At 45.5% G+C, this 25,414-nt stretch carries 22 protein-coding genes; 11 read left to right on the top strand and 11 right to left on the bottom strand.

All coding sequences use genetic code 11. From position 1 onward, the window contains the following. The first annotated feature begins 27 nt into the window (after nucleotides 1-27). Together AC5ZC7_RS12495 and xerD are read left to right on the top strand one after the other, a co-directional pair. The gene (locus tag AC5ZC7_RS12495) at nucleotides 28-444 is read left to right on the top strand and encodes a nucleoside-diphosphate kinase (RefSeq protein ID WP_496161639.1); all 417 of its coding nucleotides are present in this window, start codon (nucleotides 28-30) and stop codon (nucleotides 442-444) included. A gap of 391 nt (nucleotides 445-835) precedes the next feature. Beyond that, entirely contained in the window at nucleotides 836-1,735 is a 900-nt protein-coding gene (xerD, locus tag AC5ZC7_RS12490; protein ID WP_496161638.1) for a site-specific tyrosine recombinase XerD, read from the top strand. Nucleotides 1,736-1,872: 137 nt separating this feature from the next. Here the strand turns inward: xerD and AC5ZC7_RS12485 are convergent, their stop codons facing one another. Then, entirely contained in the window at nucleotides 1,873-2,769 is an 897-nt protein-coding gene (locus tag AC5ZC7_RS12485; protein ID WP_496161637.1) for a hypothetical protein, read from the bottom strand. A 635-nt stretch (nucleotides 2,770-3,404) separates the two neighbouring features. Here AC5ZC7_RS12485 and AC5ZC7_RS12480 point away from each other — a divergent pair. The 5 genes from AC5ZC7_RS12480 (at nucleotide 3,405) to AC5ZC7_RS12460 (ending at nucleotide 6,946) form a co-directional block, all read left to right on the top strand. Beyond that, nucleotides 3,405-3,809 (top strand): hypothetical protein, encoded by a 405-nt coding sequence (locus AC5ZC7_RS12480; protein WP_496161636.1) that lies wholly within the window; start codon nucleotides 3,405-3,407, stop codon nucleotides 3,807-3,809. A gap of 15 nt (nucleotides 3,810-3,824) precedes the next feature. After that, nucleotides 3,825-4,511 (top strand): hypothetical protein, encoded by a 687-nt coding sequence (locus AC5ZC7_RS12475; RefSeq protein WP_496161635.1) that lies wholly within the window; start codon nucleotides 3,825-3,827, stop codon nucleotides 4,509-4,511. After that, on the top strand, nucleotides 4,498-5,307 hold the full coding sequence (locus tag AC5ZC7_RS12470) for a histidine kinase (RefSeq protein WP_496161634.1): 810 nt from the start codon (nucleotides 4,498-4,500) through the stop codon (nucleotides 5,305-5,307). The genes AC5ZC7_RS12475 and AC5ZC7_RS12470 overlap by 14 nt, the downstream gene beginning before the upstream one ends. A gap of 109 nt (nucleotides 5,308-5,416) precedes the next feature. Continuing rightward, nucleotides 5,417-6,073 carry a response regulator gene (locus AC5ZC7_RS12465; RefSeq protein WP_496161633.1) on the top strand — a complete coding sequence of 219 codons (657 nt, stop codon included), beginning with the start codon at nucleotides 5,417-5,419 and terminating at the stop codon, nucleotides 6,071-6,073. Nucleotides 6,074-6,094: 21 nt separating this feature from the next. Then, nucleotides 6,095-6,946: a DUF2911 domain-containing protein gene (locus AC5ZC7_RS12460; RefSeq protein WP_496161632.1), complete on the top strand. Its 852-nt coding sequence runs from the start codon at nucleotides 6,095-6,097 to the stop codon at nucleotides 6,944-6,946. A 190-nt stretch (nucleotides 6,947-7,136) separates the two neighbouring features. On the opposite strand, the gene AC5ZC7_RS12455 is transcribed toward AC5ZC7_RS12460, so the two are convergent. Both AC5ZC7_RS12455 and AC5ZC7_RS12450 read right to left on the bottom strand, forming a co-directional pair. Next, nucleotides 7,137-7,916: a fatty acid desaturase gene (locus AC5ZC7_RS12455; protein WP_496161631.1), complete on the bottom strand. Its 780-nt coding sequence runs from the start codon at nucleotides 7,914-7,916 to the stop codon at nucleotides 7,137-7,139. Between the two features lie 113 nt (nucleotides 7,917-8,029). Next, nucleotides 8,030-9,673: an ABC transporter substrate-binding protein gene (locus tag AC5ZC7_RS12450; RefSeq protein WP_496161630.1), complete on the bottom strand. Its 1,644-nt coding sequence runs from the start codon at nucleotides 9,671-9,673 to the stop codon at nucleotides 8,030-8,032. Nucleotides 9,674-9,718: 45 nt separating this feature from the next. Here AC5ZC7_RS12450 and AC5ZC7_RS12445 point away from each other — a divergent pair, with 45 nt between their 5' ends. Then, nucleotides 9,719-11,353, top strand: a complete 1,635-nt coding sequence (locus tag AC5ZC7_RS12445) for a M1 family aminopeptidase (RefSeq protein WP_496161629.1) — start codon at nucleotides 9,719-9,721, stop codon at nucleotides 11,351-11,353. A gap of 67 nt (nucleotides 11,354-11,420) precedes the next feature. On the opposite strand, the gene AC5ZC7_RS12440 is transcribed toward AC5ZC7_RS12445, so the two are convergent. Both AC5ZC7_RS12440 and AC5ZC7_RS12435 read right to left on the bottom strand, forming a co-directional pair. Further along, nucleotides 11,421-12,080 carry an NAD(P)-binding domain-containing protein gene (locus AC5ZC7_RS12440; RefSeq protein WP_496161628.1) on the bottom strand — a complete coding sequence of 220 codons (660 nt, stop codon included), beginning with the start codon at nucleotides 12,078-12,080 and terminating at the stop codon, nucleotides 11,421-11,423. Nucleotides 12,081-12,362: 282 nt separating this feature from the next. Continuing rightward, complete coding sequence (locus AC5ZC7_RS12435) at nucleotides 12,363-13,115, bottom strand: MqnA/MqnD/SBP family protein (RefSeq protein WP_496161627.1); 753 nt, start codon at nucleotides 13,113-13,115, stop codon at nucleotides 12,363-12,365. 142 nt (nucleotides 13,116-13,257) lie between these two features. Here AC5ZC7_RS12435 and purB point away from each other — a divergent pair, with 142 nt between their 5' ends. Further along, nucleotides 13,258-14,595 (top strand): adenylosuccinate lyase, encoded by a 1,338-nt coding sequence (gene purB, locus AC5ZC7_RS12430; RefSeq protein WP_496161626.1) that lies wholly within the window; start codon nucleotides 13,258-13,260, stop codon nucleotides 14,593-14,595. 573 nt (nucleotides 14,596-15,168) lie between these two features. On the opposite strand, the gene AC5ZC7_RS12425 is transcribed toward purB, so the two are convergent. Then, the gene (locus tag AC5ZC7_RS12425; RefSeq protein WP_496161625.1) at nucleotides 15,169-15,519 is read right to left on the bottom strand and encodes a YraN family protein; all 351 of its coding nucleotides are present in this window, start codon (nucleotides 15,517-15,519) and stop codon (nucleotides 15,169-15,171) included. Nucleotides 15,520-15,681: 162 nt separating this feature from the next. On the opposite strand from AC5ZC7_RS12425, the gene manA reads away from it, so the two are divergent. Then, nucleotides 15,682-16,884, top strand: a complete 1,203-nt coding sequence (gene manA, locus AC5ZC7_RS12420) for a mannose-6-phosphate isomerase, class I (protein ID WP_496161624.1) — start codon at nucleotides 15,682-15,684, stop codon at nucleotides 16,882-16,884. Nucleotides 16,885-16,933: 49 nt separating this feature from the next. Here the strand turns inward: manA and AC5ZC7_RS12415 are convergent, their stop codons facing one another. Genes AC5ZC7_RS12415 through AC5ZC7_RS12395 form a run of 5 tightly spaced genes read right to left on the bottom strand, consistent with a single transcriptional unit; the run spans nucleotide 16,934 to nucleotide 23,716 of the window. Continuing rightward, a complete protein-coding gene (locus AC5ZC7_RS12415) occupies nucleotides 16,934-17,884 on the bottom strand; it encodes an alcohol dehydrogenase catalytic domain-containing protein (protein ID WP_496161623.1) in 951 nt (316 codons plus the stop codon). 45 nt (nucleotides 17,885-17,929) lie between these two features. Then, nucleotides 17,930-20,533 (bottom strand): polynucleotide kinase-phosphatase, encoded by a 2,604-nt coding sequence (locus tag AC5ZC7_RS12410; RefSeq protein WP_496161622.1) that lies wholly within the window; start codon nucleotides 20,531-20,533, stop codon nucleotides 17,930-17,932. Then, nucleotides 20,514-21,593, bottom strand: a complete 1,080-nt coding sequence (locus AC5ZC7_RS12405; RefSeq protein ID WP_496161621.1) for a DNA polymerase beta superfamily protein — start codon at nucleotides 21,591-21,593, stop codon at nucleotides 20,514-20,516. The genes AC5ZC7_RS12410 and AC5ZC7_RS12405 overlap by 20 nt, the downstream gene beginning before the upstream one ends. Next, nucleotides 21,583-22,344, bottom strand: a complete 762-nt coding sequence (locus tag AC5ZC7_RS12400; RefSeq protein WP_496161620.1) for a DNA polymerase beta superfamily protein — start codon at nucleotides 22,342-22,344, stop codon at nucleotides 21,583-21,585. Before AC5ZC7_RS12400 ends, AC5ZC7_RS12405 begins: the two co-directional genes overlap by 11 nt. A 4-nt stretch (nucleotides 22,345-22,348) precedes the next feature. Beyond that, nucleotides 22,349-23,716 carry a 3' terminal RNA ribose 2'-O-methyltransferase Hen1 gene (locus AC5ZC7_RS12395; protein WP_496161619.1) on the bottom strand — a complete coding sequence of 456 codons (1,368 nt, stop codon included), beginning with the start codon at nucleotides 23,714-23,716 and terminating at the stop codon, nucleotides 22,349-22,351. 385 nt (nucleotides 23,717-24,101) lie between these two features. Between AC5ZC7_RS12395 and AC5ZC7_RS12390 the strand changes: the two genes are divergently transcribed. After that, the gene (locus tag AC5ZC7_RS12390; protein WP_496161618.1) at nucleotides 24,102-25,409 is read left to right on the top strand and encodes an aminotransferase class I/II-fold pyridoxal phosphate-dependent enzyme; all 1,308 of its coding nucleotides are present in this window, start codon (nucleotides 24,102-24,104) and stop codon (nucleotides 25,407-25,409) included. The last annotated feature ends 5 nt before the right edge of the window (nucleotides 25,410-25,414 follow it).

Genomic DNA, 25,414 nt, shown 5'->3' with positions numbered 1-25,414 from the left:
AATCTGTAATTCGGAATTAAACATTATATGAGCAACAGAACATTTACTATGATCAAGCCTGATGCAGTAGCAAACGGGCACATTGGCGGCATTTTAAACATGATCAACGCTGCAGGTTTCCGCATCGTAGCCATGAAAATGACGCAGTTATCTACTGCTAAAGCGGGTGAGTTTTATGCAGTACATGCGGAAAGACCATTTTACGGTGAACTGGTAGAATTCATGAGCAGCGGCCACATCGTAGCAGCTATCCTGGAAAAAGACAACGCCGTTGAAGATTTTCGCAAACTGATTGGTGCTACCAACCCTGCTAATGCAGAAGAAGGTACCATCCGTAAAAAATATGCAGAGTCTATTGGCCGTAACGCAGTTCACGGTTCTGATTCTGATGAGAACGCTGCTATCGAAAGTAACTTCTTCTTCAGCGGTCTGGAAAAATTCTAGTCTGACATCATTCACTGATGAAAAAATGGCTGACGCTTAAAAACGTCAGCCATTTTTTATTTAACTAATTGATTTATATATATTTGAAATGATTTACTCAAAGCAATCTATTCAACAAACAATGCTACCTGCCAAATAGTCGTAAACACATGATTTTTAATAAAAATGTGATCGCGAAATAAGCCCCTGAAAACAGTTTTTTCAATACAAAAACAGCTAATTTTTACACCTTTTAACAAACTCATTATCAATTATATACGTGCATTTATCAGTAGTGACACTTTAAATAAAACTTCCTCTCCTCTTTTTACTTCAAAAATACTGATGAAATATTACCATTTCAGATAGCCGTTGACGTTGTTTCCCCTAAATCTTTCTAACTTGCTCCTCTATGTGGCAATCATTCCGGAAGTTGTTTAAAGGGTATTTAAGATTAGAGCGGTCTATGTCTGACCACTCCATTGAAGCCTATTTGCGGGACGTAGAAAAGCTGGAACAATACCTCATGTCGGTAGGTAAAGAGCAACTCCGTCCCCAGGATGTGACCCTGGAAGAACTACAGGGTTGTGTACAATGGATTGCCCAACTGGGTATGACCGCCACCTCCCAGGCCCGTACCATTTCCGGCCTGAAAGCATTTTACAAGTTCCTCCTGCTGGAAGACATGGCCCAGGAAGACCCTACCCAACTACTGGAAGCTCCCAAAGTATTGCGCAAGCTGCCAGATGTACTCACGTTTGAAGAGATAGAACAAATCATTGCCCAGATACCACTGGATACTGCCGAAGGACACCGCAACAAAGCCATCCTGGAAACCATGTATAGCTGCGGACTGCGCGTGAGTGAGGTCATCAACCTCCAAATCACCCAGCTACATATGGACGTTGGGTTTATCCGCGTAATAGGTAAAGGCAACAAGGAAAGAATGGTACCCATCGGCAAAGACGCCATGCGGCAAATAGATATTTACCGGAGAAATGTTCGTATAGAGCTGCCCGTTAAATACGGGCAGGAAGACACCCTGTTCCTGAACCGCCGCGGCGGCGCCCTGAGCCGGGTGATGATTTTCCTGGTCATCAAGGAACTGACCAAAAAGGCAGGAATCCATAAGAATGTATCGCCACACACCTTCCGGCATTCATTTGCGACTCACCTGGTAGAAGGCGGCGCTGACCTCCGGGCTGTGCAGGAAATGCTGGGACATGAAAGTATTACCACCACGGAAATTTACACCCACCTGGACCGGGAATATTTAAGAGATACCCTCCAACGCTTCCATCCAAGATTTTAACAGGGAGTAAAAAAAGAAACAGCTATCCGGGGAAAGATAGCTGTATTCTGCCTTTTAAGTGGGTCAACCTCTCTGAACATATAAACTAACGAAGGGATATACAAACAATACAAAATCTCCGAACTTTCAATTCACTTTTACAATAAGCTATAATGGGTTAGCAAACGATATTTATCACTCTTCTTTTTTCGTGGGCCCGTAAGGGTGATCATGTCGCTTAACCAACTACCAATCTGGCTGGAAGCTCTTCTCACCTTGGAGGGTTTATAAATAATATTGACATTGCTGCAGGGTCCCAGATCCCGGCGGTCCCGGGCCTGCGACATTCTCTCGTCTTCTGCCCAGAGCATTTGTCCGTTTTTGTAAACTTTGAAATAGACATCGGGTCCCAGGTTTTTCCGGCCTGGTATCATCGTATGCATCACCCCACTGGCCAGGTGCTGACGGGAGAAATGCAGGAAATAACGCCCTTCTTCATTGGTGTTGGCGTGCCCGATCATTTGTCCGCTGAGGGCATTGTAGGCCTCTATTTTCAGATGAGGCTGGCCTGCTGCACCCAGGTAAGGCTTTACCACACCTGTTATTACCCAGGCACCGGCATTGGCATATATATTATGCCAGGAAGAGGCCGGGATTACATATGCATATGCACCCACATAGCCATTACTGTTACGTTTCCAGTGCAACACCACATTGCTGAGATGGAAATTGCGGGACTGGCGGCTACCGTTTTTACCGGGTAACTGGTCCAGGCACAGATCCAACTCCAGTGGCTCTGTGAAAAGATGTACTTCCTCCCAGCTAAGATGGAAATTACCTTTATCATCCAACGTGGCTTCCGCCAGCAGCCGGTCTGCTTTCATGAGCACCTCTTTGGCTGATAAGGGTTTCATGTCATTAAAAATACCAGATGCCTGGTAGGCTGCCCGTTGCTGTATGTCCGGCAGGTAAATACGAATGCGTGCGTTGGCTAAAGGCTCAATGCAATCATTACAAATTAGTGCAGAGATGTTTCCGATTAATAGGTAACTCATAATTTTATTTTTTTAAGAAAAAAAAAGGGGTTAACGAGCATCACCCGATGAAATGATTCTGCATATACTAATCCAAACGACAAACAAGGTAGAAAGGCCAATTTATTATTCAACTTTTCTGAGGACAATAGACTACTAAGCCGTTGACCATACAAAGATTAACAACTTTAGAGGAGCAGTCAAGCGTTTAAAAACTGAAAAAAAGGAATACGTATAACTACGGTCACCTGGATAAAAAATACGGGGCGACGTTGATTGATAAAGGGTTATGAGGGATTTGGAAGATAGTTGCCGCGGGGAGCAAAACGAAGCGTTGGTCATCTCCCTAAAACACTCCTTTCACCAAGGTATGAAAAAAGGCGCGCGACGACCATACATGATAAGGCGAGGTAACTGTTAAGTTCTACATCAGGCCAATACAGGCACTCCGGAAAGCATGCGTATAAATACGCATTTTTCCGTTAGGAGTACTTAATCCCTTCATTTTCAGGCGCTACATAAACCCGGCTAAATGCAGCAGTACATTGAGTTATTGCCAATTTAGTGATACTTATACATGTCAAAACCACTACGGGACCGCTTTTGTATATGTGATAAATTATGATAATTTTACCCAAAACTAAAACTTAACCACTATGAGCGATTCTTACAAAAGACCTATCTCTTCAGATACAGGCGGTTTCATTTCACTCGAGAGAATGAATGAACTTACAGGTAATCATGATGCAGAACATGCTAACCAGAAATCTCTGGAGCCTCATGTTAAGGCCATGTGTTTTGGTAAGGATAAGATATTGGAATTATTGGATCAGCCCGGGGCTACTGCGCTTAGAATTTACTATGGTATTCACATTGACACTGATGGTGATGGAATAAAAGAAAAGAAAATGGTGTTAGTTGCGGTGAACGAAGAAGGTGATGATATCCTCCCCGTTGAAGCAGCGCCATCACCTACCGGTGCAGTTGCCAAAACAATGAAGGCATTAATACTTGACGATGGTGTTCCTTGTCCACAGTATTGTTCAGGAAAAAGACCATAATAATAAAGAAATCTCGTGGATAAATTATTCTGGTGCAGTTATTATTCCATGATGGGGATCGAGGTTTTAATTTTGATCCCCTTCATTTTGAACTATAAACTGCTGGACCGTCCATCGCGACGGATATTTTACTATGTAATTAGCAGTATCGTGTTTGCTGTAGGATCAGATTTATTAGGCATGATCTTCCACAATAATATGCTGTTCTTTAAATTAATGTACTTTGTTCAATTTATCATCCTATCCCTATTTTATAGCAGTTGTATCAAAAGCCAGGCAATTCGGCGTATTATTAATGTAATGCCCATTGTGGTGGCGGCTGTTTTTGCTATTGATCTTTTTGTGATAGAAGGCGTGTATAATTACAATTCTATCTCTGCCGGAGTAAGATCCATCGTGATTCTTATTTATGGAGGCATCTTTTTCTGGCAACTGCTTACAGATAAAGAACTTGTTGAAAAATCGATTTATATTGATACCCTGCCTTCTTTTTGGTACAATGCCGGTATCTTTCTATTCTATTGCACCGTATTTCTGTTCAATATCAGCTATAACTTATTACAGAAAATTTTTTCACACGACCCGAGAGGAACTTTAATTTCAACTGTTTTAACTATCAACAATGTTGTTGGTATTATAGCCATGATTCTTCTGTATATTGGGCTGTCAAAACTTAAAAAATTGAGATATGCAGACAGTTGATATTATTGTAATTGGCACTACAGTAATGTTAATGCTCGGGATAACAGTGATCCTATTGGTGATGTTGCAACAGAAACAGGTAATACAGCATAAGCTTGTCATCCGCGATAAAGACCTGCAACTCCAACGGGAACGCCTCATCGCTGTACTCCAGGGCCAGGAACAGGAACGCAAACGTATTGCCGAAGACCTCCACGACGAGGTGGGCGCTCAACTTTCAGTATTAAAGCTTAACCTCGGTGGACTGCAACCCTTGCTAAAAACCGGCAATGGGGAAACGGAACGCCTGAAAGAAACCAAAGACTTTGCCGACGTTATTATCCAGCAGCTGCGTTTTATCTCCCAAAGCCTCCACCCCCAGGCATTGGAAAACCTCGGACTGGCACATGCACTGGATTCGTTCTGCAACCTGATGAACAAAAATAAACAGGTAAAGATCAGTTTCAAAACTGCGGGCAACGGACAAACAGTAGACCGGGAAAAAGCACTAAACGTATACCGCGTGGTGCAGGAGCTGCTGAATAATATCCTGAAACATGCTCAGGCCACTGAAATTCTGATCACTTACCAGACAACTCCTTCCCTGTTGACCATCAACGTGGAAGACGATGGCAATGGTGCCCTGATTACGTCCATGGCCGATTCGCGCAAGAAAACCGGTAGCCTGGGACTCAAAAATATTGAAAGCCGCCTGAATATTATCGGTGGAAATATTACCTTCACTCCCAGAACACCACAAGGAACTATTGCTTCGATTAGTGTAGAGAATTATCAGGCGCCCACACAGAATAGTTGATACTTATGTTGTTTTATTACTAAATTGCCGTCCGGTTGTGTTTATAACGGCATGACTTATAGTAATTTATTCTCAATAAAATAATAGCAAATCTTCTAACTGTCCACCTATGGCACACATAAAAGTGGCTATTGCGGATGATCATAAGATCTTTCGCAGTGGAGTGATTAACACGCTTACTCCATATGAAAATATCAGCTTCATCTTTGAAGCAGATGATGGCTTGCACCTGCTGCAAATCATGGAAACACAACAACCGGATGTTATCCTGATGGATCTTAAAATGCCGAATATGGACGGCATTGAGGCCACCATTAAAGTAAAAGAGAAATATCCTGATGTAAAAGTCATCATACTCACCATGTATGAAGATGACAACTTCATTGTACATCTCGTGGAAAACGGCGCCAACGCCTATCTGCTCAAAAATGCAGAACCCGAAGAAATATATGAAGCCATCTGTACCACCTTCGAAAAAGGCTTTTACTTCAATGAAAATGTAAACCTGGCACTCCTTAAAAAAGTATTACACAAAAACAAACAGCAATTTAAGCCTACGCTTAAAAATGAAATACAATTAAACGACCGGGAACAGGAGGTGTTGAAACTCATCTGCAATGAACTCACCACCCAGGAAATCTCTGAACAGATTTTCCTGAGTCCCCGTACTGTAGAAGGCATCCGTCAAAAATTATTGGAAAAAATCAATGTTAAAAACAGCGTTGGATTAGTACTGTACGCATTCCGAAACGGATTAATAGAATAGATTTTAAATACCCACCTAATCATGAGAACTATCAGAACCTTTGCTGCCACAGCAGGCGCTATGCTGCTGCTGTATGCCGGCACCACCCTGGCACAGGGCATTAAAATGCCTGCACCCAGCCCAACGCAAACTATTAAACAAGACTTTGCTTTATCCAACATAGAGCTGAGCTACTCCCGTCCGCAGAAAAATGGCCGCGTGATCATGGGCGACCTGGTGCCTTATGGCAAAGTATGGAGAACAGGTGCTAACAGCGCTACTACCATCACTTTCGGTGAAGACGTGAAATTTGGCGGTGTAGCAGTGAAAGCTGGTAAATATGGTTTACTATCTATTCCCGGCGCACAATCCTGGACTGTTATCCTGACCAGCAGCCTGGATGTTACCAGCCCTGCTGCCTATAAACCAGAAAATGATATTGCCCGTGTACAAGTAAAGCCCGTAGCTGCTCCTTTCACCCAGGAAAGCTTTACCATCGGCTTTGAAAGTGTACGCTCCAACTCCGTGGTACTGGCCCTCAGCTGGGATAAAACCAAAGTACCTGTAACCATCACTGCTGACATCGATGATAAAATCACAGCGCAGATCAATGATGCCATGCAATCCGCTGAAAAGAAGCCTTATTACCAGGCAGCAGTATACTACTTTGAAAATGGTAAAGACCTGAACAAAGCAGTAGAATGGATTAACGAAGCGGCTACACAAAGCCCTGACGCATTCTGGGTTTGGTACCAGAAAGCACGTATCAACGCAAAAGCCAAAAATGTGAAAGTAGCGAAAGAAGCTGCACAGAAATCTATCGAACTGGCTACCGCAGCCAAAAACGATGACTACGTAACGCTGAACAAAAAGTTACTGGCCACTATTAAATAGCGGAAAGCAAAAAGCAGAAAGCATAAAGCTATTACAGCGAATGATCGAAGCGGATATTAATCTTACGCTTTAATCATTCGCTGTAATAGCTTTATGCTTTCTGCTTTTTGCTTTCTGCTCCCCAAAAAAATGCCTCACCATTACGGTAAGGCACTTTCTTTTATTGTAACAGATTGATTGTACGGTGTACTTATGCCGCTTTCGCGTTCTTCAACTGTGCAGGGGTTATCATGGCTGGTTTCAGCTTAATGATACCTACAAAGTTCAACAATTTCATCACCTGGTAGCTGGGATCCAGTTCATACCATTTCTTAGCGAAATTAGGACTGTCTTTAAACTTGTGGTGATTATTCTGGAACAGCTCTCCCATCAGGATAATACCCCATGGAGAAGTATTCCTGGAATGATCACTGTTATCGAAGTTCTGATAGCCATATTTATGACCACACCAGTTAACGATAGCACCCTGTACAGGCCCCATCAGGAAGTGAATAGGTAACAATAAATACAGATACCACATGCCTGCCGGTACAAATACTACGTAAAATGCTACGTAGGCAGCCATCCAGAGGAAACGGGTAATATTGCTGTCGCCGAATTTATCCATGGCATCCCATTCTGGTAATGGCTCAGCCAGGAATTTAGGATCTACTTCGTTGGTACGCATTACAAAACCATTGTAGATTTTGCGGGTTTGCACCATCATACCCCAAACGTCTTTGAAGAAGTGTGGAGAATGCGGATCTTTTTCGGTATCACTGAATTCATGGTGCATGCGGTGCATAACGCCATAAGCTCTTGGAATCAGGTATGATGAACCCTGGAAAAACCAGGTACTAAAGTAAAAGAAACGTTCCCAGAATTTGCTGGTAGTATACATCTGGTGGGATGCATACCTGTGTAAATAGAATGTGTGGAAGAACAAGGAAAAGAACCAGTGCACACAAAAGAATATCAGGATCGCCGTCATTTCTGTTTTTAATGTAAAGTGACAAATAAGCGCCAAAGGTAAGCTAAATAGACGGTAATAAAGACAAAAAAGAAGCCCCTATGGTCAATGAAATGTTAAAATATTTTAAACTCTCAATGTTTCTGCACCCAACGTAACTCCAACAAATTCATGCCGTTACCTGAAAATCCGGAAACATTGGGCTGTACCAGGCGCACCACTTCATCGTAGAAAAGTGGCACCACTGCGGCATCTGAAGTAATCATGTTATCCATGGCCTGGTAGGCTGCATAGCGGAGACTATCGTTGTTTTCTTCCAGCGACTTTTCATACAACACGTCAAAATCCGGGTTCTTATAACGGGTATAATTTGGCGGCGCGGGGTTCTTGCTGTAAAACATGGCCAGGTAGCTTTCTGCATCCGGGTAGTCTGCAATCCAGCTGGCGCGGAAAAACAAGGCCTGTGACTTGGCCGTTTGCTCCAGCAGCAAGCTTTTCTGTACAATCTCCACCTGTACGCGGATACCCACTTCCTGCAACTGACTGGCTACGTAATTGGCCAGGTCGGCATAAACAGGAATAGACAACAGCTTAATTGCGGGCAGCCCCTGCCCCTCCGGATACCCGGCTTCCTTCAGTAGCTGCCGGCTGAGGGCCGGATTAAATGGATAGCCTTTTACTTTGGTGCTATCGAATGAAGGCAGCCCGGCTGGCACAAAACCAGCCATGGCAGCGGTGCCGATGCCATTACGTAGGTAGGTCATCATTTTCGTACGGTCTATCCCGTAGTTAATAGCCTGCCGTACTTTCTTCAAACGGGTGGGCGACGCATTCACCAATGGATTGTTCTCCGCTACCAGGAAGCCCAGGTATTCTGTATTCAGGTAAGGATGTTTATTCAATACCATTTTACCCTCCCACTCTTTTCTGAGGCGCCCCTGTTTGGTGAGTACTTCATCCTTAAAGGATGCATCGATGTCATTCATGAAATCCAGTTGCCCCTGGCGAAATAACAAGAACTCCGCCGCCTTGCTTTCCAGGAAGCTCACCTGGATGGCCTCGAGGTAAGGCAACGGATGACCGGTACTGTCTTTCTCAAAATAATTCGGATGGCGATGCAATACCAGTGCCTGTCCTTCTTCCCACAGGAAAAAGCGGAATGGCCCGGTACCACAGGGATGACTACGGAAATCCTTCCCGTATTTTTCGATGGCCTCGTGTGGTACAATAGAACAGTACTGCATACTCAGGATACCGAGTACCGGGTGAAACGGACGATATAAGGTAAGCTCAAAAGTAGAGTCATTGAGCGCCCGGAAACCGCTGTCGGCGCTGAGTTTACCGTTAAAAATCCAGGCGCCGGGCGAAGCAGTGGCCGGGTCCATGATACGATGCAGACTGTATACCACGTCCTGTGCCGTCATTCGCCGGCCCTTACCACCAGGGAAAATATCGTTGTCGTGAAAATAAACATCCGTTCTGAGGTCGAAAGTATAGGTACGATGGTCCGGGGATACCCGCCACTGCTTTGCCAATGAAGGACGAATCACCAGGTTGCTGTCTGGTTCTACCAACGTATTATATAACTGCTTTACCGCCCATATCACCTCCTGGCTTTTGGCAAAGGCCGGATCGAGACTGGCAATACTATTGGTACTGTTATAGCGGAATACAGACAAGCGCTGTTTCTCCGGACTGCCACAGGACCACAGTAAGCAACTTCCCCATAGGGCTACCCAACATCTGATTATAACCGCCTGACAATAACAACTTTTCATTTGGCAGTAAATTAATATCTTTCAGGCTAAAATATACGAATAAATATGCGCGGCATCATCATGCTTTGTATAGCTCTTATGGCAACAGGGACCCTGGCTGCCCAGCAAAAATTCAGCAGAGCGGACACGCTCAGAGGTACTATCACTCCTGCCCGGGCCTGGTGGGATGTAACTACCTACGACCTGCATTTGCAGGTAAACATGGAAGACAGCACCTTCTCCGGGTTCAATACCATTACTTATAAGGTGCTGAAACCAGATTCTGTTATGCAGATAGATCTGCAGGCACCGATGGTTATTGACAGTGTGATACAGGATAAAAAATCGTTATCGTTTACCCGTGACAGTAATGCCTGGTTTATAAAAATCAGGTCCCCACAAACGAAAGACAAAAAGAAGCAGATCACTATTTTTTATAGCGGCAAGCCACACCGGGCAAAGAACGCGCCCTGGGATGGTGGCGTGGTGTGGTCTAAAGACGAAAAGGGCCGTCCATGGGTAGCCACTGCTGTACAAGGCCTCGGCGCCAGCGTGTGGTGGCCTAATAAAGACACCCAAAGTGATGAGCCGGAAGATATGACGGTCAATGTAACCGTTCCAGGCGACATCACAGACGTTTCCAACGGACGGTTGAAGAAAACCATCGACAACCCCGATGGCACACATACTTTTGTATGGTATGTGAGCAACCCGATCAACAACTACGACGTAGCGCTGAACATCGGCAACTATACAGAGATAAAAGACAGCTACTCCGGCGAAGGCGGAAAGCTGGACCTCAGCTACTGGGTACTGGACTACAATGAAGAAAAAGCCAGGGAACATTTCAAAGTGGTAAAACCTATGCTGAAATGCTTTGAGTACTGGTTTGGCAAATACCCGTTCTATAAAGACAGCTACAAACTGGTGGAAACGCCTTTCCTCGGTATGGAGCATCAAAGCGCAGTAGCCTATGGTAACAACTTCAGGATGGGATATAAAGGTACAGATCTCTCCGGTACCGGCTGGGGGCTGAAATGGGATTTCCTCGTGATACACGAAAGCGGGCATGAATGGTTTGGTAACAGCATTACCAGCAAAGACCTGGCGGATATGTGGATTCATGAATCTTTTACCAATTATTCTGAAACCCTGTTTACTGAGTGCCAATACGGTCTTAAAGCAGCCAATGAATATGTGCAGGGCATCCGGAAAAATATCAGGAATGATGAGCCTATCATTGCGCCCTATGGCGTAAACGCAGAAGGTAGCGGGGACATGTATTACAAAGGCGCCAACATGATCCATAACATCCGTCAGATTATGGAAAATGATGAGGCCTTCCGCCAAATGCTGAGAGGATTAAATAAAACCTTCTACCATCAAACGGTGACTACCCAACAGGTGGAAGAATATATGAGCCAGGTAGTGGGTATGAATCTGAATAAAGTATTTGATCAATACCTGCGTCATACCACCATTCCTACCCTGGAATACCGCTTCGCAGGGCAACAACTGCAATACCGCTGGGTATCTGATGTAAAAGATTTCAATATGCCGGTGAGGGTGAAGCTGAGTGATAATGGTTTCAAATTAATATATCCGGGTACGTTATGGCATAGCTCTAATATTACGTTGAGTGATTATAAGCTTTTTGAGGTAGATAAAAACTTCTATATCCATACGAAGGAAGTTAAATAATTACACCACCTTGTAAAAACAGCGAAGACCGTTATCAGATAACGGTCTTCGCTGTTTTTACAATCATTTATTTTTTTAGTAGTTTAAATGCATGACCGGTGCTGTCGTTTAAAAAGCCATAGGCTGCCCATAAAATAGAGAGCGGTTCTATGCTTCGGCTCATTTCAATATTCCCCATATCTGCAATGTCATTCCAGCCTATCTGGTGTAGCAGCTCGGCCACTTCATTTTTGGCGTCTTTGTTATTCCCTGCTATGAACATGGTGGGGGAACCTTCTTTAAATTCGGGCAGTAGCATTCTTTCATGCCCGATGCAGCTCAGGGCCTTTACCACATTGGCATCTGGTGGCAACCAGGCCTGTATTTGTTCACCGGCAGAATTATTATGGCCGATGGTAAAGGTGAGTCGTCCGTTTTCATCAGGTCCTTTGCCATCCAGTGGATTGGTGACATCTACCACTGTTTTGGTTTTAAAGTTCCAGATACCTGCTGCTTCAATGGCTTTTTTGGTACCTATCCAACTGGTACAGATCAGGAGTAGTTCTCCGAACTCGGCGGCCTGCCTGAAAGTACCTGCCATAGCTTGTTTACCTTGCTTTTTAATCCATTGCTGCAATGATTCCCGGGATGGGTTGCGGGTGCCAATCGTCACATCATGGCCCGTTTCAATAAGGCCTTTGCCAAGGGTTAGTCCTACCGGACCGCTTCCAAGGATACCAATTTTCATGAGCGTAGATTATTATTAAGCAGAAAAGGGTGCGAACCATGAAGATACTTAAAAAAAGCGGAAAGCAGAAGGCCAAAAGCATAAAGCTATTGAAGCGACTGATCGTAGCGGATTATGTCTTTATACAGGATTAGACAGATTATATTTAGGATTAAGGAAATGAGAGATAAAAGCAGCTATCCGCTTTCATCTCTCACCTTTTAAAATACTTAAAAAAATCAGTCTAATCAGTCTAATCCTGTATAAAGACATAATCCGCTACGATCAGTCGCTTCAATCATGTTACGCTTTCTGTTCTTCGAGCAGATACCCTAAAAACCGCTGCATTCCCTGCCGCTTCGCGGGCGTGAATGGATAGCTGATATTATGGATATAATAGGTGGCGAGATCGTAGACGTCGTAGGGGTTTTCCGCTACTACGGCGGGAATATTTTTAATACCGATGCCGGTAGCCTCGTTAAATTCTTTGATAAAAGTGGCTGGAAGTGGTTTATTACTGATCCAGGCGGCAAATACAAAAGGCAGGCTGGTAAAGCGTACCCAGTTTTCTGCCAGGTCATATATATATGGAGATACCTTCCGCTGGGCCAGGGCACGATCACCAATCACCAGTCCGGCGTCTGTACCTTTAATTTTATCCTGGTAGTCCCCGTTGGTATTCACCAATTCCACGTCCAGCTTCCAGTATTCACGTATCAATACTTTGAGCAGTGCTACGGAAGTACGGCTCTGGTAGTCCAGGTAAATACGTTTAATTTCATTTAAGGGTACATCGCTATACAAACAAACAGATGCAACAGGGCCTTCCGCACCAATACAATAATCTGCTATAATATGATACTCCTTTAATTTAGGTATAATAGCTACCGGCACCAACGCCACGTCTACGTCCCCATCTATCAGCTGCTGGGCTATTTTAGCCGGATAATCCATCGATAATTCCATCATCTCCATCACCGGATGATTCCTGAATCCATACAATAAAGGCTTCGTATTCAAATAACTTACAGCCGCAACTTTTACTTTCCGTTCCAATTTCAGTAATTTTGAAGCTGCAAAAGTAACTAAATCCCGGTTAACAAGTTTCAAATGAATAATTGTTGTCCTGTAAACCAGGATTCAAAGAGAACTTGTAGCCTGATAAACATGTTAATTGTAATACTGGAATACATACATTATGCAACTACAACCATTAACTGCCATTTCTCCGCTGGACGGGCGCTATCGCAAGCAACTGGACGAGCTGGCCAATTATTTTTCTGAATTTGCGTTGATCCGTTACCGTGTGATGGTAGAGGTGGAATATTTTATTGCGCTCTCTGAGCAGAAGCTGTTTACGCTGCCCAAAGCCAAGTTCCCTGCCCTGCGTAAAATTTACCAGGATTTCACCATTGAGAACGCGCAACTGATCAAAGACACAGAAAAAATCACCAACCACGATGTGAAGGCGGTGGAATATTTTCTGAAGAATGAGCTGAAAAACCTCGGTTTGGAAGACAAACTGGAATGGGTACACTTCGGCCTCACTTCTCAGGATGTGAATAATACCGCCACCCCGCTCCTCTGGAAAGATGCAGTTGAACATGTGTACATGCCTGCATTGGCCAATATGATCCTGGAACTGAAAAAACTGGGGCAAGGCTGGATGAAAGTGCCGATGTTGGCCCGTACCCACGGACAACCGGCTTCTCCTACCATTCTTGGTAAGGAAATCCTGGTGTTTGTAGAGCGCCTGGAAGGCCAGGTAAACCTGCTGGGACAAATTCCGTTCGCCGCGAAGTTTGGTGGGGCTACCGGTAACTTCAACGCTCACCACGTGGCTTTCCCTAAAATCAACTGGGAAAAATTCGGGGAGAAATTCGTGAATACCACGCTGGGCCTGCAACGTATGAAATATACCACGCAGATTGAGCATTATGATAATATCGCCGCTCAATTTGATGCCCTGAAACGCATCAATACCATTTTACTGGACTTCTGCCGCGATATATGGACATACATCTCTATGGACTACTTCAAACAGAAGATTAAAAAGAATGAAGTAGGTTCTTCCGCGATGCCGCATAAGGTGAACCCTATTGACTTCGAAAATGCAGAAGGCAACCTGGGACTGGCCAATGCACTGTTTGAGCACCTGAGCGCCAAACTGCCGGTATCCCGTTTGCAACGCGACTTAACCGATTCCACCGTGTTACGTAACCTGGGTGTACCATTCGGACATACCCTGCTGGCAACCAAGTCTATCCAGAAAGGTTTGGGTAAACTGATCCTGAACGAAGCCAAATTAAAAGACGACCTGGAAAACAACTGGGCGGTAGTTGCAGAAGCGATTCAAACCGTTTTAAGGCGTGAGAACTATCCACAACCATATGAAGCCCTGAAAGAGCTGACCCGTGGTGGTGAACAAATCACCCAGAAGAGCATGCATAAATTTGTGGATGGTCTGAAAATCAGCGCTGCCCTCAAAAAAGAGCTGAAAGCCATTACCCCACACAACTATACCGGTTTGTGGTAAGCGATAAAATAAAAAGCTCCGTCCCATTGGACGGAGCTTTTTAAAATGTTGACTCCCGAAAGCAATACTCTGCGATCTTGCGTTTCAGTGGCGATAATGCCTTGGTTAAACAAACGCCTTACTTGTATTAATTCTTACATCCCTGTGCTTCAATTGTTACTGGTTTTGCCGGCGGCTCATTTTCTGTTTCCTGAACATACATCAACCTTTTACATTGGTGAACACACCAGTGCATTAGTTTTTTCAGAGAAAAATGACAGCCTGAAATCTACCGGAATACCGGGGGTTATATAACAACTCAGGGTTAGGTTCTAAAAGCAGTGCAAAGATATAGCATATGATATTTATTAAAGAATAAACACAAGCGTTTTTTTGTTAATAACTGGTTAATGCAATTTTTTGTCTTTGGGCAGGATTAGACTGATTATACTGATTTTATTTTTTTTATTTTTTGATTTAGGAGGATATTGGAATTAGATTGATTGGCAGATTAAAATCATCTTTAACATCTTACAAAATCAAAAAGCAAAATCAGTATAATCAGTCTAATCCTGGCCCCAGACAAACATCCGCTTAAAACACATCCCGGAAATGCATTAATTCATATGCTTCGCCCGAAAAAGTAATCGCAATAATATCAAACCGGATAGCCATCGGATGTAAATGGAACTGGCATAAGTAATCGCTGGCCGCCTCCTGTATATGTGCCTGCTTGCGAAAATCCACTGCGGTTTCCGGCCACCCAAAGCGTGCACTACGGCGGGTTTTAACTTCAATAAAATAAATGATATTGTTTTTTGTGGCGACGATATCAATTTCACGGCGGCCAGATTTCCAGTTCACATGTAACAAGGCGCAATGCTGCCGAACATAAGCCTGTGCAATGTTTTCGCCCTGCCGGCCCAGGGTCAGATGATTTTCCATAAACGATATGGGTTAGGTTAAAACAAACAATCCCTATAATAAATCACGGGAAATATTTACTTTTCTGAGGTACCGAAAATGTACTGCTTAACACCTATTTTTGCAGGCATATAAATGTATCAATTCTCTGATAATTAACAAGTAAAAAACAGATAACCATATATGAACGTATTCAGACTGGAAGGAAAAGTACAGCATTATGCATGGGGCGGATATAAATACATTCCTGAGCTGTTAGGCATTGCTCCTACAGATCAACCGAGTGCAGAATATTGGATGGGCGCACATCCGAGTGCCCCTTCCCTTATCACTACTGCCAGCGGGACATTACCCCTGAATGAACTCATACAACAAGACCCCGCTAATATTACCGGCCCTGCCGTATGGGAAAAGTTCAAAGAACTGCCTTTCCTGTTTAAAATACTGGATGTAAAAGATATGTTATCTATCCAGGTACACCCTACAAAAAGTGAAGCGGAGAAAGGATTTGCCAGAGAAAACGCGGAAGGCATTCCCTTAAATGCCCCTAACCGTAATTATAAAGATGACAACCATAAACCTGAAATTATGGTGGCATTGAGCGAGTTTTACCTGTTGCACGGTTTCTTACCTCATGAACAATTGCAGCAAGTGTTAACTTCTATCCCGGAGTTCACCTCACTGGTAAGCATATACGAAAAAGAAGGTTATTACGGGTTATATAAAAATGTAATGGAGATGCCGCAATCGCTGGTGAATATTATTCTACGGCCATTGACAGATCGTATGATTCCCGATTACAAAGCCAATCGTTTGTCTAAAACAGATCCAGGTTTCTGGGCAGCACGCGCCGTATTAAATGATCCGGGCAGCATTGACAAAATTGACAGGGGCATCTTCTCTATCTACTTCTTCAATATCATGCAGGTACAAGCCGGTGATGCGGTTTTCCAGGACGCAGGTATTCCACATGCTTACCTGGAAGGCCAGAACGTAGAGCTGATGGCCAATTCAGACAATGTACTGCGTGGTGGCTTAACCCCCAAACACGTAGATGTTCCCGAATTGCTGAAACATACCCGCTTTGAAGGCGTGCACCCACATATCATTAAAGGAGATGTAAAGGCCGATGGACTGGAAAGAATCTATCCTTCTCCGGCACCGGATTTTGAAGTAAGTAAAATTGATATCCCGGCTGGAAAAGTATACCAGCACACGGCCAAAGCAGCAGAAATATTAATTGTAATCAAAGGTGGTGTTACGGTGAAGGGAGATGATACATTGGCTTTACAAAAAGGACAATGCGTATTTACTGTGTATGGCGCATCTTATGAAATCAATACTGATAATGGCGCCGAATTATTTAAGGCGACCGTAAATATTTAAACTGAATTGGAGCTGTAAGTGCTTACTTACAGCTCCAATTTAACGCTCATTACATTACGATAACCGTTTTCCCCGCACCTCTGCCCTGCCGGCTTAATGCCACAGCCGCAGGCGCTTCTTCCAGCTTTATTTTTGATTCCACCGGGATAGTTAATGCACCACGGTCTATCATCAGCGACAGCGTATCCAGTGAAGCAGCGCTCCCCTGGGTTTCGAAGTTACCGCCATGAATATTTCTTGATTTAAGTGCTTCTTCATCTGCCACGAAAACAGTGGTCAACGCCCCTGCGCCTGGTTTTAACAGATCCAGGTTGGCGGTGAATCCGGCGCCATCACTCACCATATCAATCAATCCATCCAGTCCGCCGGGGAATTTTGCTTTTACCTGTTCCGACAACGGCGCTTCCTTATAATTGACGGTGACCGCTGCACCCAGTTTCTTCATGCGTGCGGCGCCTGCTTCATCGCCAACAGTGGCAATGACTACAATACCCTGTGCCGCGGCCAGCTGCACAGCAAAAGAGCCTACACCACCGGTAGCGCCATTAATCAACAGGGTATCGCCTTCTTGCAGATCCAATTTGTCGACCAATTGCTGGGCCGTCATGCCGGAAGTAGGCACTGCTGCGGCTTCTGCTGCAGAAAGACTTGCCGGCGCCAGCGTAATCCCTGATTTCTCCGGTACGATAGCATATTCGGCATAGGAGCCCTCGCCAATAGGAGCATGAATAAATTGCCCGTAAACCTTATCGCCTTTTTTAAAGCGGGTAACGCCTTCTCCTACTTCTTCCACCGTACCCGCGCCATCTACACCCATAATCAGCGGAAACTGGTGCGGCATTTTGCCATTATCCATAATACCATCGATCATTTTCCAGTCGAAGGGATTCATCCCGGCAGCTGCTACTTTGATCAGGACGGTTCCGGGTCTGACTACCGGTTTCGGCAAATCCATTACCACGGGGATGTCTTTGAATTTTGATACGGCTACGGCTCTCATAGTTTTATTTTTAAATGTAGAAAGATGTTTAATAGCGGTTGTTTCTTATAAACGCGGATCTACCGGTTCACTCTCTAACGCTAAAATACCAAATACACACTGATGTACCAGCTGTAAAGGATCTTTATTTACAAATCGTTCCAGCGCTTCCAGTCCGAGGGAGAACTCACGCAATGCCAGGGAGCGTTTACCAGACAGCTTGCGGACGCGCAACCTTTCCAGGTTTTGGGCCGCATCATATTCAGGTCCGTAGATAATACGCAGGTATTCCTTTCCGCGGATCTTGATAGCAGGCTGTATAAGACCCTTATCGTTTTTGCTGAGGAAAGTATATGGCTTCATCACCATACCTTCTCCCCCGGCGGCTGTCAGTTGATGCCACCAATTGACTGCAGCCTGTTCGCTCTCCTCATTCCCCATTTCCACCAACAAATAAGGCGTGGCCAGGAGCAATTGTTCATCGCCGGCACAAATATTTTTTATGGCAGACATATGCCATTCATGATCTTTATCAAACCAGGTTTTCCCTTCCGTAGCCATGATATGAAACGGTGCCAGCTTATAGTCGCCGAGGGCATTCACCGGCCAGCAATACTGCCGGTATGCCTTTACATAGCTACCGGTTTGCTCCAGGCGTTCCGTATATTTTTCCAGCAACGCCTGCGCCGGTGCACCATTGCTGATAGCCTGGGTCAGGGCGGACACTACTTCCGGTAAAGCCTTGCCTGCAGCGGTACCTACGGCGGCATACTGATCACGCAACAACGCCTGGGCTTTGGCACTCCACGGCATCAGTTCCGCATCCAGGCATACCCAATCGGTATAAAAAGTATCATAGAAACCAGTGCTGATCAATGCGGCATTGATACGCGACAGGAAGTCCTGTTCGGTTTGCTTGTCTGTAAAGAAAGCGCGTCCGGTTCTCGTATAGATAACCCCGTTACCTTCCCCGGTAACGCCAAACCTGCGCTCCGCCACTTGTTCATCTTTACAAACAATGACCACGGCGCGGGAGCCCATATGCTTCTCCTCACAAATCACCCTCTCTATACCTGCTTCCCGGTAATACTGCAATCCTTCCGCCGGATGCTCCAGCAAACCCGTTTCCTGGCTGGTTTCTGCCGGCGACATGGTAGGTGGTAAATAGATGAGCCATTTAGGATTAATCGTAAAACGACTCATCACTTCCAATGCGGCAATGCTGTTTTCTTCCCGGATAGTAATATTATGACTATAGCGTGTTTGTAATATACGCTTACCAATAAAATCTTCGATGTTCAACACGCTGTCGTACTGCTGCTGCACACTCAGTACACTATTGGCATTGTAACCAATAGGACGCGCAGGCACCGCGTATTGTTCAAGGGCCGGCACGGATACCAGGGTTCTTTCCGGGTAGCGCAAAGCTGTCAGGGAGGCCCCGAATACGCAACCGGTATCGATATCGATGGTGTTATTCAACCATTGTGCTTCCGGCACGGGCGTGTGTCCGTATACCACCATAGCGCGACCAGCATATTCCAGCGCCCAGTTATACCGCACCGGCAGCCCAAATTCATCTGTTTCCCCGGTGGTTTCACCATACAAGCAGAACTCCCTTACGGCCCCGGAACCGCGGCCCTGCATGCTTTCCTTCAGGCCGGCGTGCGCAACTACCAGCTTACCATCGTCGAGTACGTAGTGGCTGATCAGTCCATCTATAAATGACTTCACGGATTCCAGGAACTCCGGTGTTTCGCTGGCCAGCTGTGTCACCGTTTGTTCCAGGCCATGTCTGAGCTGTACGTTTTTACCATTCAGGTAACGCAGCAGCTTGGCATCGTGGTTGCCCGGCACGCACAAGCCCAGGCCATTATTGACCATATGCATCACCAAACGCAATACTTGTGGCGATTTGGGGCCACGGTCTACCAGGTCTCCCACGAAAACGGGTTTGCGATAGCGCGTATACCCGTCGGCGTTAGTAGTCAATGGTGCACTGATCAGCATGGCGTTTTCCTTGTCTACCTCATAACCGAGTGTTTCCAGCAGGCTGCATAACTCATCGTAGCAGCCGTGCACATCACCGATAATATCGAATGGTCCATGTTCGTCTTTCTTGTTATTGTAAAGTGGTGCGCGTGTAATGGTTTCCAGCGCGGCCACATCTTCCGGAGAACGGAGCTCAAAAACCTGGCGGAAGCCTTCCTCGCGTAAGTTCCGGAGTCCGCGCTTCAGCTGACCGATTTGCTGCGGAATCACATGCTTACCAAAGTTACGGTCACTGCGCAGGTCATTTCTTCCCTGGCATACATCCTCCGGCATGTTCAATATAATGGCTACCGGCAGCACATGATACTCCCGGGCCAACTGTACCCATTGCTTGCGGGATTCCGGTTGCACGTTGGTAGCGTCAATCACGGTGAGCAATCCTAGTTTTAAGCGCTTGGCGGCGATAAAGCGCACCAGTTCAAACGCATCTGTAGATACGAGTTGGTTATTTTCATCATCGCTGATGAGCCCGCGGCATACATCTGATGAAATAATTTCTGTCGGTTTAAAAAACTGACGGGCAAACGTGGACTTACCGGCCCCTGAAGGGCCTACTAATAATACCAGTGATAATTCTGGTATAGAGATATGTGATAATTTACTGTTTCTTCGAGCCATAATATGCTTCTCTTATACTTACCAACAGCGCGTTAGCCAGTGCAGGATCCGGGTGGTCCGGCAAATCTGACGCCGCATATAGCTGTTGCATGTGATCTAATTTTTGGGTAGCCATTTCCACCAATGTATCGTAGCTGAATTCACCATTCCGGATACGCAGGAGAAAATCGCGGTCCTGCCTGAATACGCGTACTTCTTTATACAGGGCAATTTCTTCTGCCATGGTTAACAAACGGAAAGTATGCATCATGTGCTTACTATCATAATCGGCGCCCAACTCCTTGTTATGAAGATATCTGGCTTCATTACGGAGGGCCTCCCATTGATGATAGGCCGCAAAATCTTTACAATACACGGTATAACCATCTTTATTAAACTGCATGATGGCCAGTGGATCTGGTCCCAATGGGATGGCACTCAACTGCACATCATTGGCATCCGCACCCGAAAAAATACCTTTGAAAGTAACTCCAGTATCAAACTGCCCGGTATGATATAACGCGTATACATCACGAAAGTGATTAATGCGGGATAGTCCACAGTCTTCAGGTTGCAGTTGGTTTTCGTTTAGCCAGTCACGTAGTAATATGCTTTGACCGCCTGCTATAACATAACAAAACTCAAACACAGATTTCCTTTCAGCCGGATACGACTGGTTGATCTTCTTATTCAATCCTTTCGCCTTTTTCATCTGCGTGTTGGCATAGCCGGCAAATGTTTCGAGGCACAAACGGGATAAGAAATCAGCCGGTTTTACCAGGTCCATCAAAGGATGCCGGTATAGCTGGTTGTCAGCACCCGTACTTAACAGTTCCAGTATATTGGGGTTATTTTTTTCCAGTAACTCCAGGAAACGTTTTATTTCAAAATATACTTCGTCGTTGCTTTGGTTAGACACCTGCGGCGTGTAGGTCATCCCATACAAATCCTGCTGCGGCAATATGAAAATGCCTTTGATGTCCCTGTCGGATGTGGGCAGCTGCAGGTTATAGGCGCGGCTGCCGCTGATACATTCCAGCAGGATACATGGCCGTTGTTGCTGTAGTGCCTCAAAAGTCATACGAAATATATTTCCGGAAAAGCACGTCCAGCTCCACGGTGTTATTCTTCACCATTGGCATTTCTCCCGACCGCTCTTTGCATTGATCCAATACGCCCGCTATCCACTGATGCAGTGCTGGTATAGGCGCAATCGTGGTATGCTCATCTGCATTTACTTTCACTTCCAGCAAACGATCAATTTCAGATTGAATAGCGGTGTCTGTAATTAAAGTACGCAAAATGGCAAACTCCATGGGAGGCACACCTTTACCCGCCAGTATCCATTGACAGGCCAACATTGGACGCAACACATAGAAGTACTTCTTTACCTTTACCTGTGCCCCTTCCAGCTCGTTGGTGAAGGTATTATAAGCCATAGACAGGTAGTGATGACAACCGGACCGGGGCGAAAAATATTTATCCATTAAGTCCGTCAGCGTTTGCTTGAAATCTGTGGTCTCCTGGTATACAATGGGCGACTGTAGCCATTCGTACAAGGGGGCGTTGGATTTCAGAAAAAGCTGTAAACCCTTGCGGATATCCCATCCGCTCAAATCCAGCACGTCGTCTATTACCGGTTCTATCACATCCGGCTGCTCCGTGATGCTCAGGTAAGTATCCTTATGCCGGGTGTAAATAAAGCGAACATCATAATCGCTGTCGGTCGATGGAAAGCCCCATGCACGGCTGCCTGACTCACAGGCGTATAATATTTTCACCTGGTGTTCTTCTTCCAGTTCTTTTATTTTCTCTACTATTTCTTCTTGCATAAAATTATCTTTTAAACAGGGCCAGTTGACTGGGTCCTCCCAATACTTCATCTACTTCTCCCAACGGCCTATAGGTTACAATATAACCAAATTGTTCGGCTATGCGGTTACCCCATTCTTCAAACTCCGCCCGGGTCCATTCAAACCGGTGATCCGTATGCCGGAATGAACCAGCGCTCAGTTTCTCATACAATACGTTGTATTCTGCATTCACGGTGGTAATGATTACGTGCTGCGGACGGGCATATTCAAACACCACTTTTTCCAGGGACGTTAAACGAGGCAGATCTAGGTGTTCTATGACTTCTACCAATACGGCGGCATCAAAGCCAGATAAGCGTTTATCCCTGTACGTTAGTGATCCATGAATGAGTTGTATCCGTGCTTTCTGTGGCTCTGGCAGGCGGTCTATCTTTAATTTCGATTGGGCTATTTCCAGTGCATGATAGCTTACATCCATGCCCAGTATGCGTTTAAAGGCAGATTTTTCCATGAGTAAGCGCAGCAGTTCGCCTTCGCCGCATCCCATATCAGCTACGGAGCTCACTCCCAGTTCCAGGAGCAGGTCGCGTACTGTTTGGAGACGCACATCGTGCAGGCGTACTTTTTCTTTTGGCTCCTTCACTTCCTCCGGAAGTACTTCTTCCCGCATGATCATGCCCAGTGCCTCTTTGGCAAGTGGCCCAATATTCCTGAGATAACGGCGGGTAATCAGTTCTTTGCTGGGATGGGTATCCAGCCAGCCCTGCCCTTTTTCCATGAGCTTTTCTATTTCATGCCCGCCTACGAAATAATGTTTATCATTATCGCAAACCGGGATCAGGATATATAGCTGGCTCAGGATAGTTTTCAGGGGCAGCGTATGGCGCAGTGTAACATTGAAATAGCGGCTCTGCCCCCATTCCGGGAACTGTTCATCCAGGATATAGGATTGCACAGATATGTCGTAGCCGAGTGGCTCAAAAAACTGTCGCAGCAAATATTCTCCTCCCTTTACCGGTAAAACGGATAACGTGATTTCGAAGGGCATCGCCTCCTCCACCAGGTGAGGCTTATCCTTGCAACGCCCGTTCATGGCGGAGGAATACGCCTGGGCAATGGCCGCACTCATAAAAGACGAGGCCACATAGGGACGATCATTCACATATTGTTCCAGTGAAAAATCATTGCCACCGCTGCCGCGGCGAACCAGTTTTACCGGATCGATGTCCAGCAGTAAAGCGGCCGTACAGGAATGATCTGTGGCTTCAGGATAAAAAATGTGTGCACTACCTGCCGTCAATTCTACGGTTTGTACTTTAGCGGGATGCTTGTGCAGAAGATAGCCAAGGTCAGTGGCGGGGTAACGTTTAGTCGTAATAGTTAATAACATCGGTCAACTGTGTTTCTTCACGGAAACACGATTTTTTAAATTAGCTCAAAGCTGAAAGCGTAAAGCCCAAAGCTATTGCAGCGAATGATAATAGCAAATATAGCTATCGAAGATATTATTTTTTATGGTAGGTTGCAAATCGCTGACAAAATAAAATCATTGCAACCTGCTTTGTTTCCCCCTGGCAAACCGGCTACGGCCTTGCAAAAACCGTCGTACTGCCTACCGGCTGTTAATAATTTCTTAACGCCTTTCCAGCTATATTGGAGTGTTACGCATAAAGATATTTATATCTTCTGCGATTATCTCACAAAAATATTTTGTTATTGCAAATAGTCCACTATATTTGTGGACTATTATTTCCCACCCTAAAATTTTTCAGGTTATGTCCACTAAGCCATTACATTTTGACACACTCCAGGTACATGCCGGTTATCAACCGGAAGGCACAACACATGCAGCCGCCGTACCTATTTACCAAACTACCTCTTACACTTTCGACAGCGCAGAACACGCCGCTGATCTTTTCCAGCTGAAACAGTTTGGTAACATCTACACCCGTATTATGAATCCCACTACGGATGTATTTGAAAAAAGAGTAGCTGCACTGGAAGGCGGTGTTGGCGCACTGGCAGTGGCTTCAGGACAGGCGGCACAATTTATTGCCCTGCATAATATCCTGTTGCCAGGCGATAACTTCGTGACTTCTTCTTACCTCTACGGCGGGACCTTTAACCAGTTTAAAGTAAGCTTCAAACGCATTGGTGTGGAAGCCCGCTTTGCGGACCTCGATAACCCGGCCAGCTTTGAAGCACTCATAGATGAAAACACCAAAGCCATTTACGTGGAAACCATCGGTAACCCGGGGTTTGCCATTCCTGACTTTGAAAAGATAAGCGCCATCGCGCGTAAACATGATTTACCGCTGGTAGTGGATAATACCTTTGGCGCCGCCGGATACCTGGCCCGCCCATTGGAACACGGCGCTAACGTAGTAGTGGAAGCCGCCACCAAGTGGATTGGCGGTCATGGTACCAGCATCGGCGGTATCATTGTAGACGGCGGCAACTACAACTGGGGTAACGGCAAGTTCAAACAATTCAGTGAACCAGACGAAGCTTACCACGGCATGAAGTTCTGGGAAGTATTCGGTGATCACAGCCCGTTTGGCAACATTGCCTATATCATACGCGCACGCGTGGCCGGCTTACGTAGCTGGGGACCAGCACTGGCGCCACAGAATTCGTTCCTGTTTATACAGGGACTGGAAACATTGTCGCTGCGCGTACAACGTACGGTAGACAATGCACTCGCACTGGCCCAGTGGTTAGCACAACATCCGCAGGTAGCTTCTGTGAACTATCCGGGATTACCTGGTAATAAGTACCATGCGCTGGCGAAGAAGTACCTGCAAAATGGCTTTGGCGGCGTATTGAGTTTCCAGATCAAAGGCGGTAAAGAAGCAGCAGATAAATTCGTACAGTCGTTGAAGTTAATATACCACCTGGCGAACGTGGGCGATTCCAAAACCCTCATCATTCATCCGGCCACAACTACGCACCAGCAATTGAGTGAAGAAGAACAAAGAAAAGCGGGTGTAGCACCGGGCGTATTGCGCGTTTCACTGGGCATAGAGCATATCAGTGATATCCAGGGCGATATGGAGCAAGCATTTCAAGCAGTTAACCAGTAGCTGTT

This window comes from Chitinophaga sp. 9-1-y, from assembly GCF_059511905.2.
The sequence above is the reverse complement of the archived record's forward strand: the minus strand, read 5'-3'. Positions and strand labels throughout refer to the sequence as shown.

Excerpts from the sequence above, each read along its gene's own strand:
- xerD (WP_496161638.1), top strand. The coding sequence starts at position 836 with ATGTGGCAATCATTCCGGAAGTTGTTTAAAGGGTATTTAAGATTAGAG.
- AC5ZC7_RS12425 (WP_496161625.1), bottom strand. The coding sequence starts at position 15,519 with ATGGAAAATCATCTGACCCTGGGCCGGCAGGGCGAAAACATTGCACAG.
- AC5ZC7_RS12455 (WP_496161631.1), bottom strand. The coding sequence starts at position 7,916 with ATGACGGCGATCCTGATATTCTTTTGTGTGCACTGGTTCTTTTCCTTG.
- AC5ZC7_RS12390 (WP_496161618.1), top strand. The coding sequence starts at position 24,102 with ATGTCCACTAAGCCATTACATTTTGACACACTCCAGGTACATGCCGGT.
- AC5ZC7_RS12400 (WP_496161620.1), bottom strand. The coding sequence starts at position 22,344 with ATGCAAGAAGAAATAGTAGAGAAAATAAAAGAACTGGAAGAAGAACAC.
- AC5ZC7_RS12405 (WP_496161621.1), bottom strand. The coding sequence starts at position 21,593 with ATGACTTTTGAGGCACTACAGCAACAACGGCCATGTATCCTGCTGGAA.
- AC5ZC7_RS12415 (WP_496161623.1), bottom strand. The coding sequence starts at position 17,884 with ATGAGAGCCGTAGCCGTATCAAAATTCAAAGACATCCCCGTGGTAATG.
- AC5ZC7_RS12440 (WP_496161628.1), bottom strand. The coding sequence starts at position 12,080 with ATGAAAATTGGTATCCTTGGAAGCGGTCCGGTAGGACTAACCCTTGGC.
- AC5ZC7_RS12450 (WP_496161630.1), bottom strand. The coding sequence starts at position 9,673 with ATGAAAAGTTGTTATTGTCAGGCGGTTATAATCAGATGTTGGGTAGCC.
- purB (WP_496161626.1), top strand. The coding sequence starts at position 13,258 with ATGCAACTACAACCATTAACTGCCATTTCTCCGCTGGACGGGCGCTAT.
- AC5ZC7_RS12395 (WP_496161619.1), bottom strand. The coding sequence starts at position 23,716 with ATGTTATTAACTATTACGACTAAACGTTACCCCGCCACTGACCTTGGC.
- AC5ZC7_RS12460 (WP_496161632.1), top strand. The coding sequence starts at position 6,095 with ATGAGAACTATCAGAACCTTTGCTGCCACAGCAGGCGCTATGCTGCTG.
- AC5ZC7_RS12485 (WP_496161637.1), bottom strand. The coding sequence starts at position 2,769 with ATGAGTTACCTATTAATCGGAAACATCTCTGCACTAATTTGTAATGAT.
- AC5ZC7_RS12470 (WP_496161634.1), top strand. The coding sequence starts at position 4,498 with ATGCAGACAGTTGATATTATTGTAATTGGCACTACAGTAATGTTAATG.
- AC5ZC7_RS12445 (WP_496161629.1), top strand. The coding sequence starts at position 9,719 with ATGCGCGGCATCATCATGCTTTGTATAGCTCTTATGGCAACAGGGACC.
- AC5ZC7_RS12410 (WP_496161622.1), bottom strand. The coding sequence starts at position 20,533 with ATGGCTCGAAGAAACAGTAAATTATCACATATCTCTATACCAGAATTA.
- manA (WP_496161624.1), top strand. The coding sequence starts at position 15,682 with ATGAACGTATTCAGACTGGAAGGAAAAGTACAGCATTATGCATGGGGC.
- AC5ZC7_RS12480 (WP_496161636.1), top strand. The coding sequence starts at position 3,405 with ATGAGCGATTCTTACAAAAGACCTATCTCTTCAGATACAGGCGGTTTC.
- AC5ZC7_RS12465 (WP_496161633.1), top strand. The coding sequence starts at position 5,417 with ATGGCACACATAAAAGTGGCTATTGCGGATGATCATAAGATCTTTCGC.
- AC5ZC7_RS12495 (WP_496161639.1), top strand. The coding sequence starts at position 28 with ATGAGCAACAGAACATTTACTATGATCAAGCCTGATGCAGTAGCAAAC.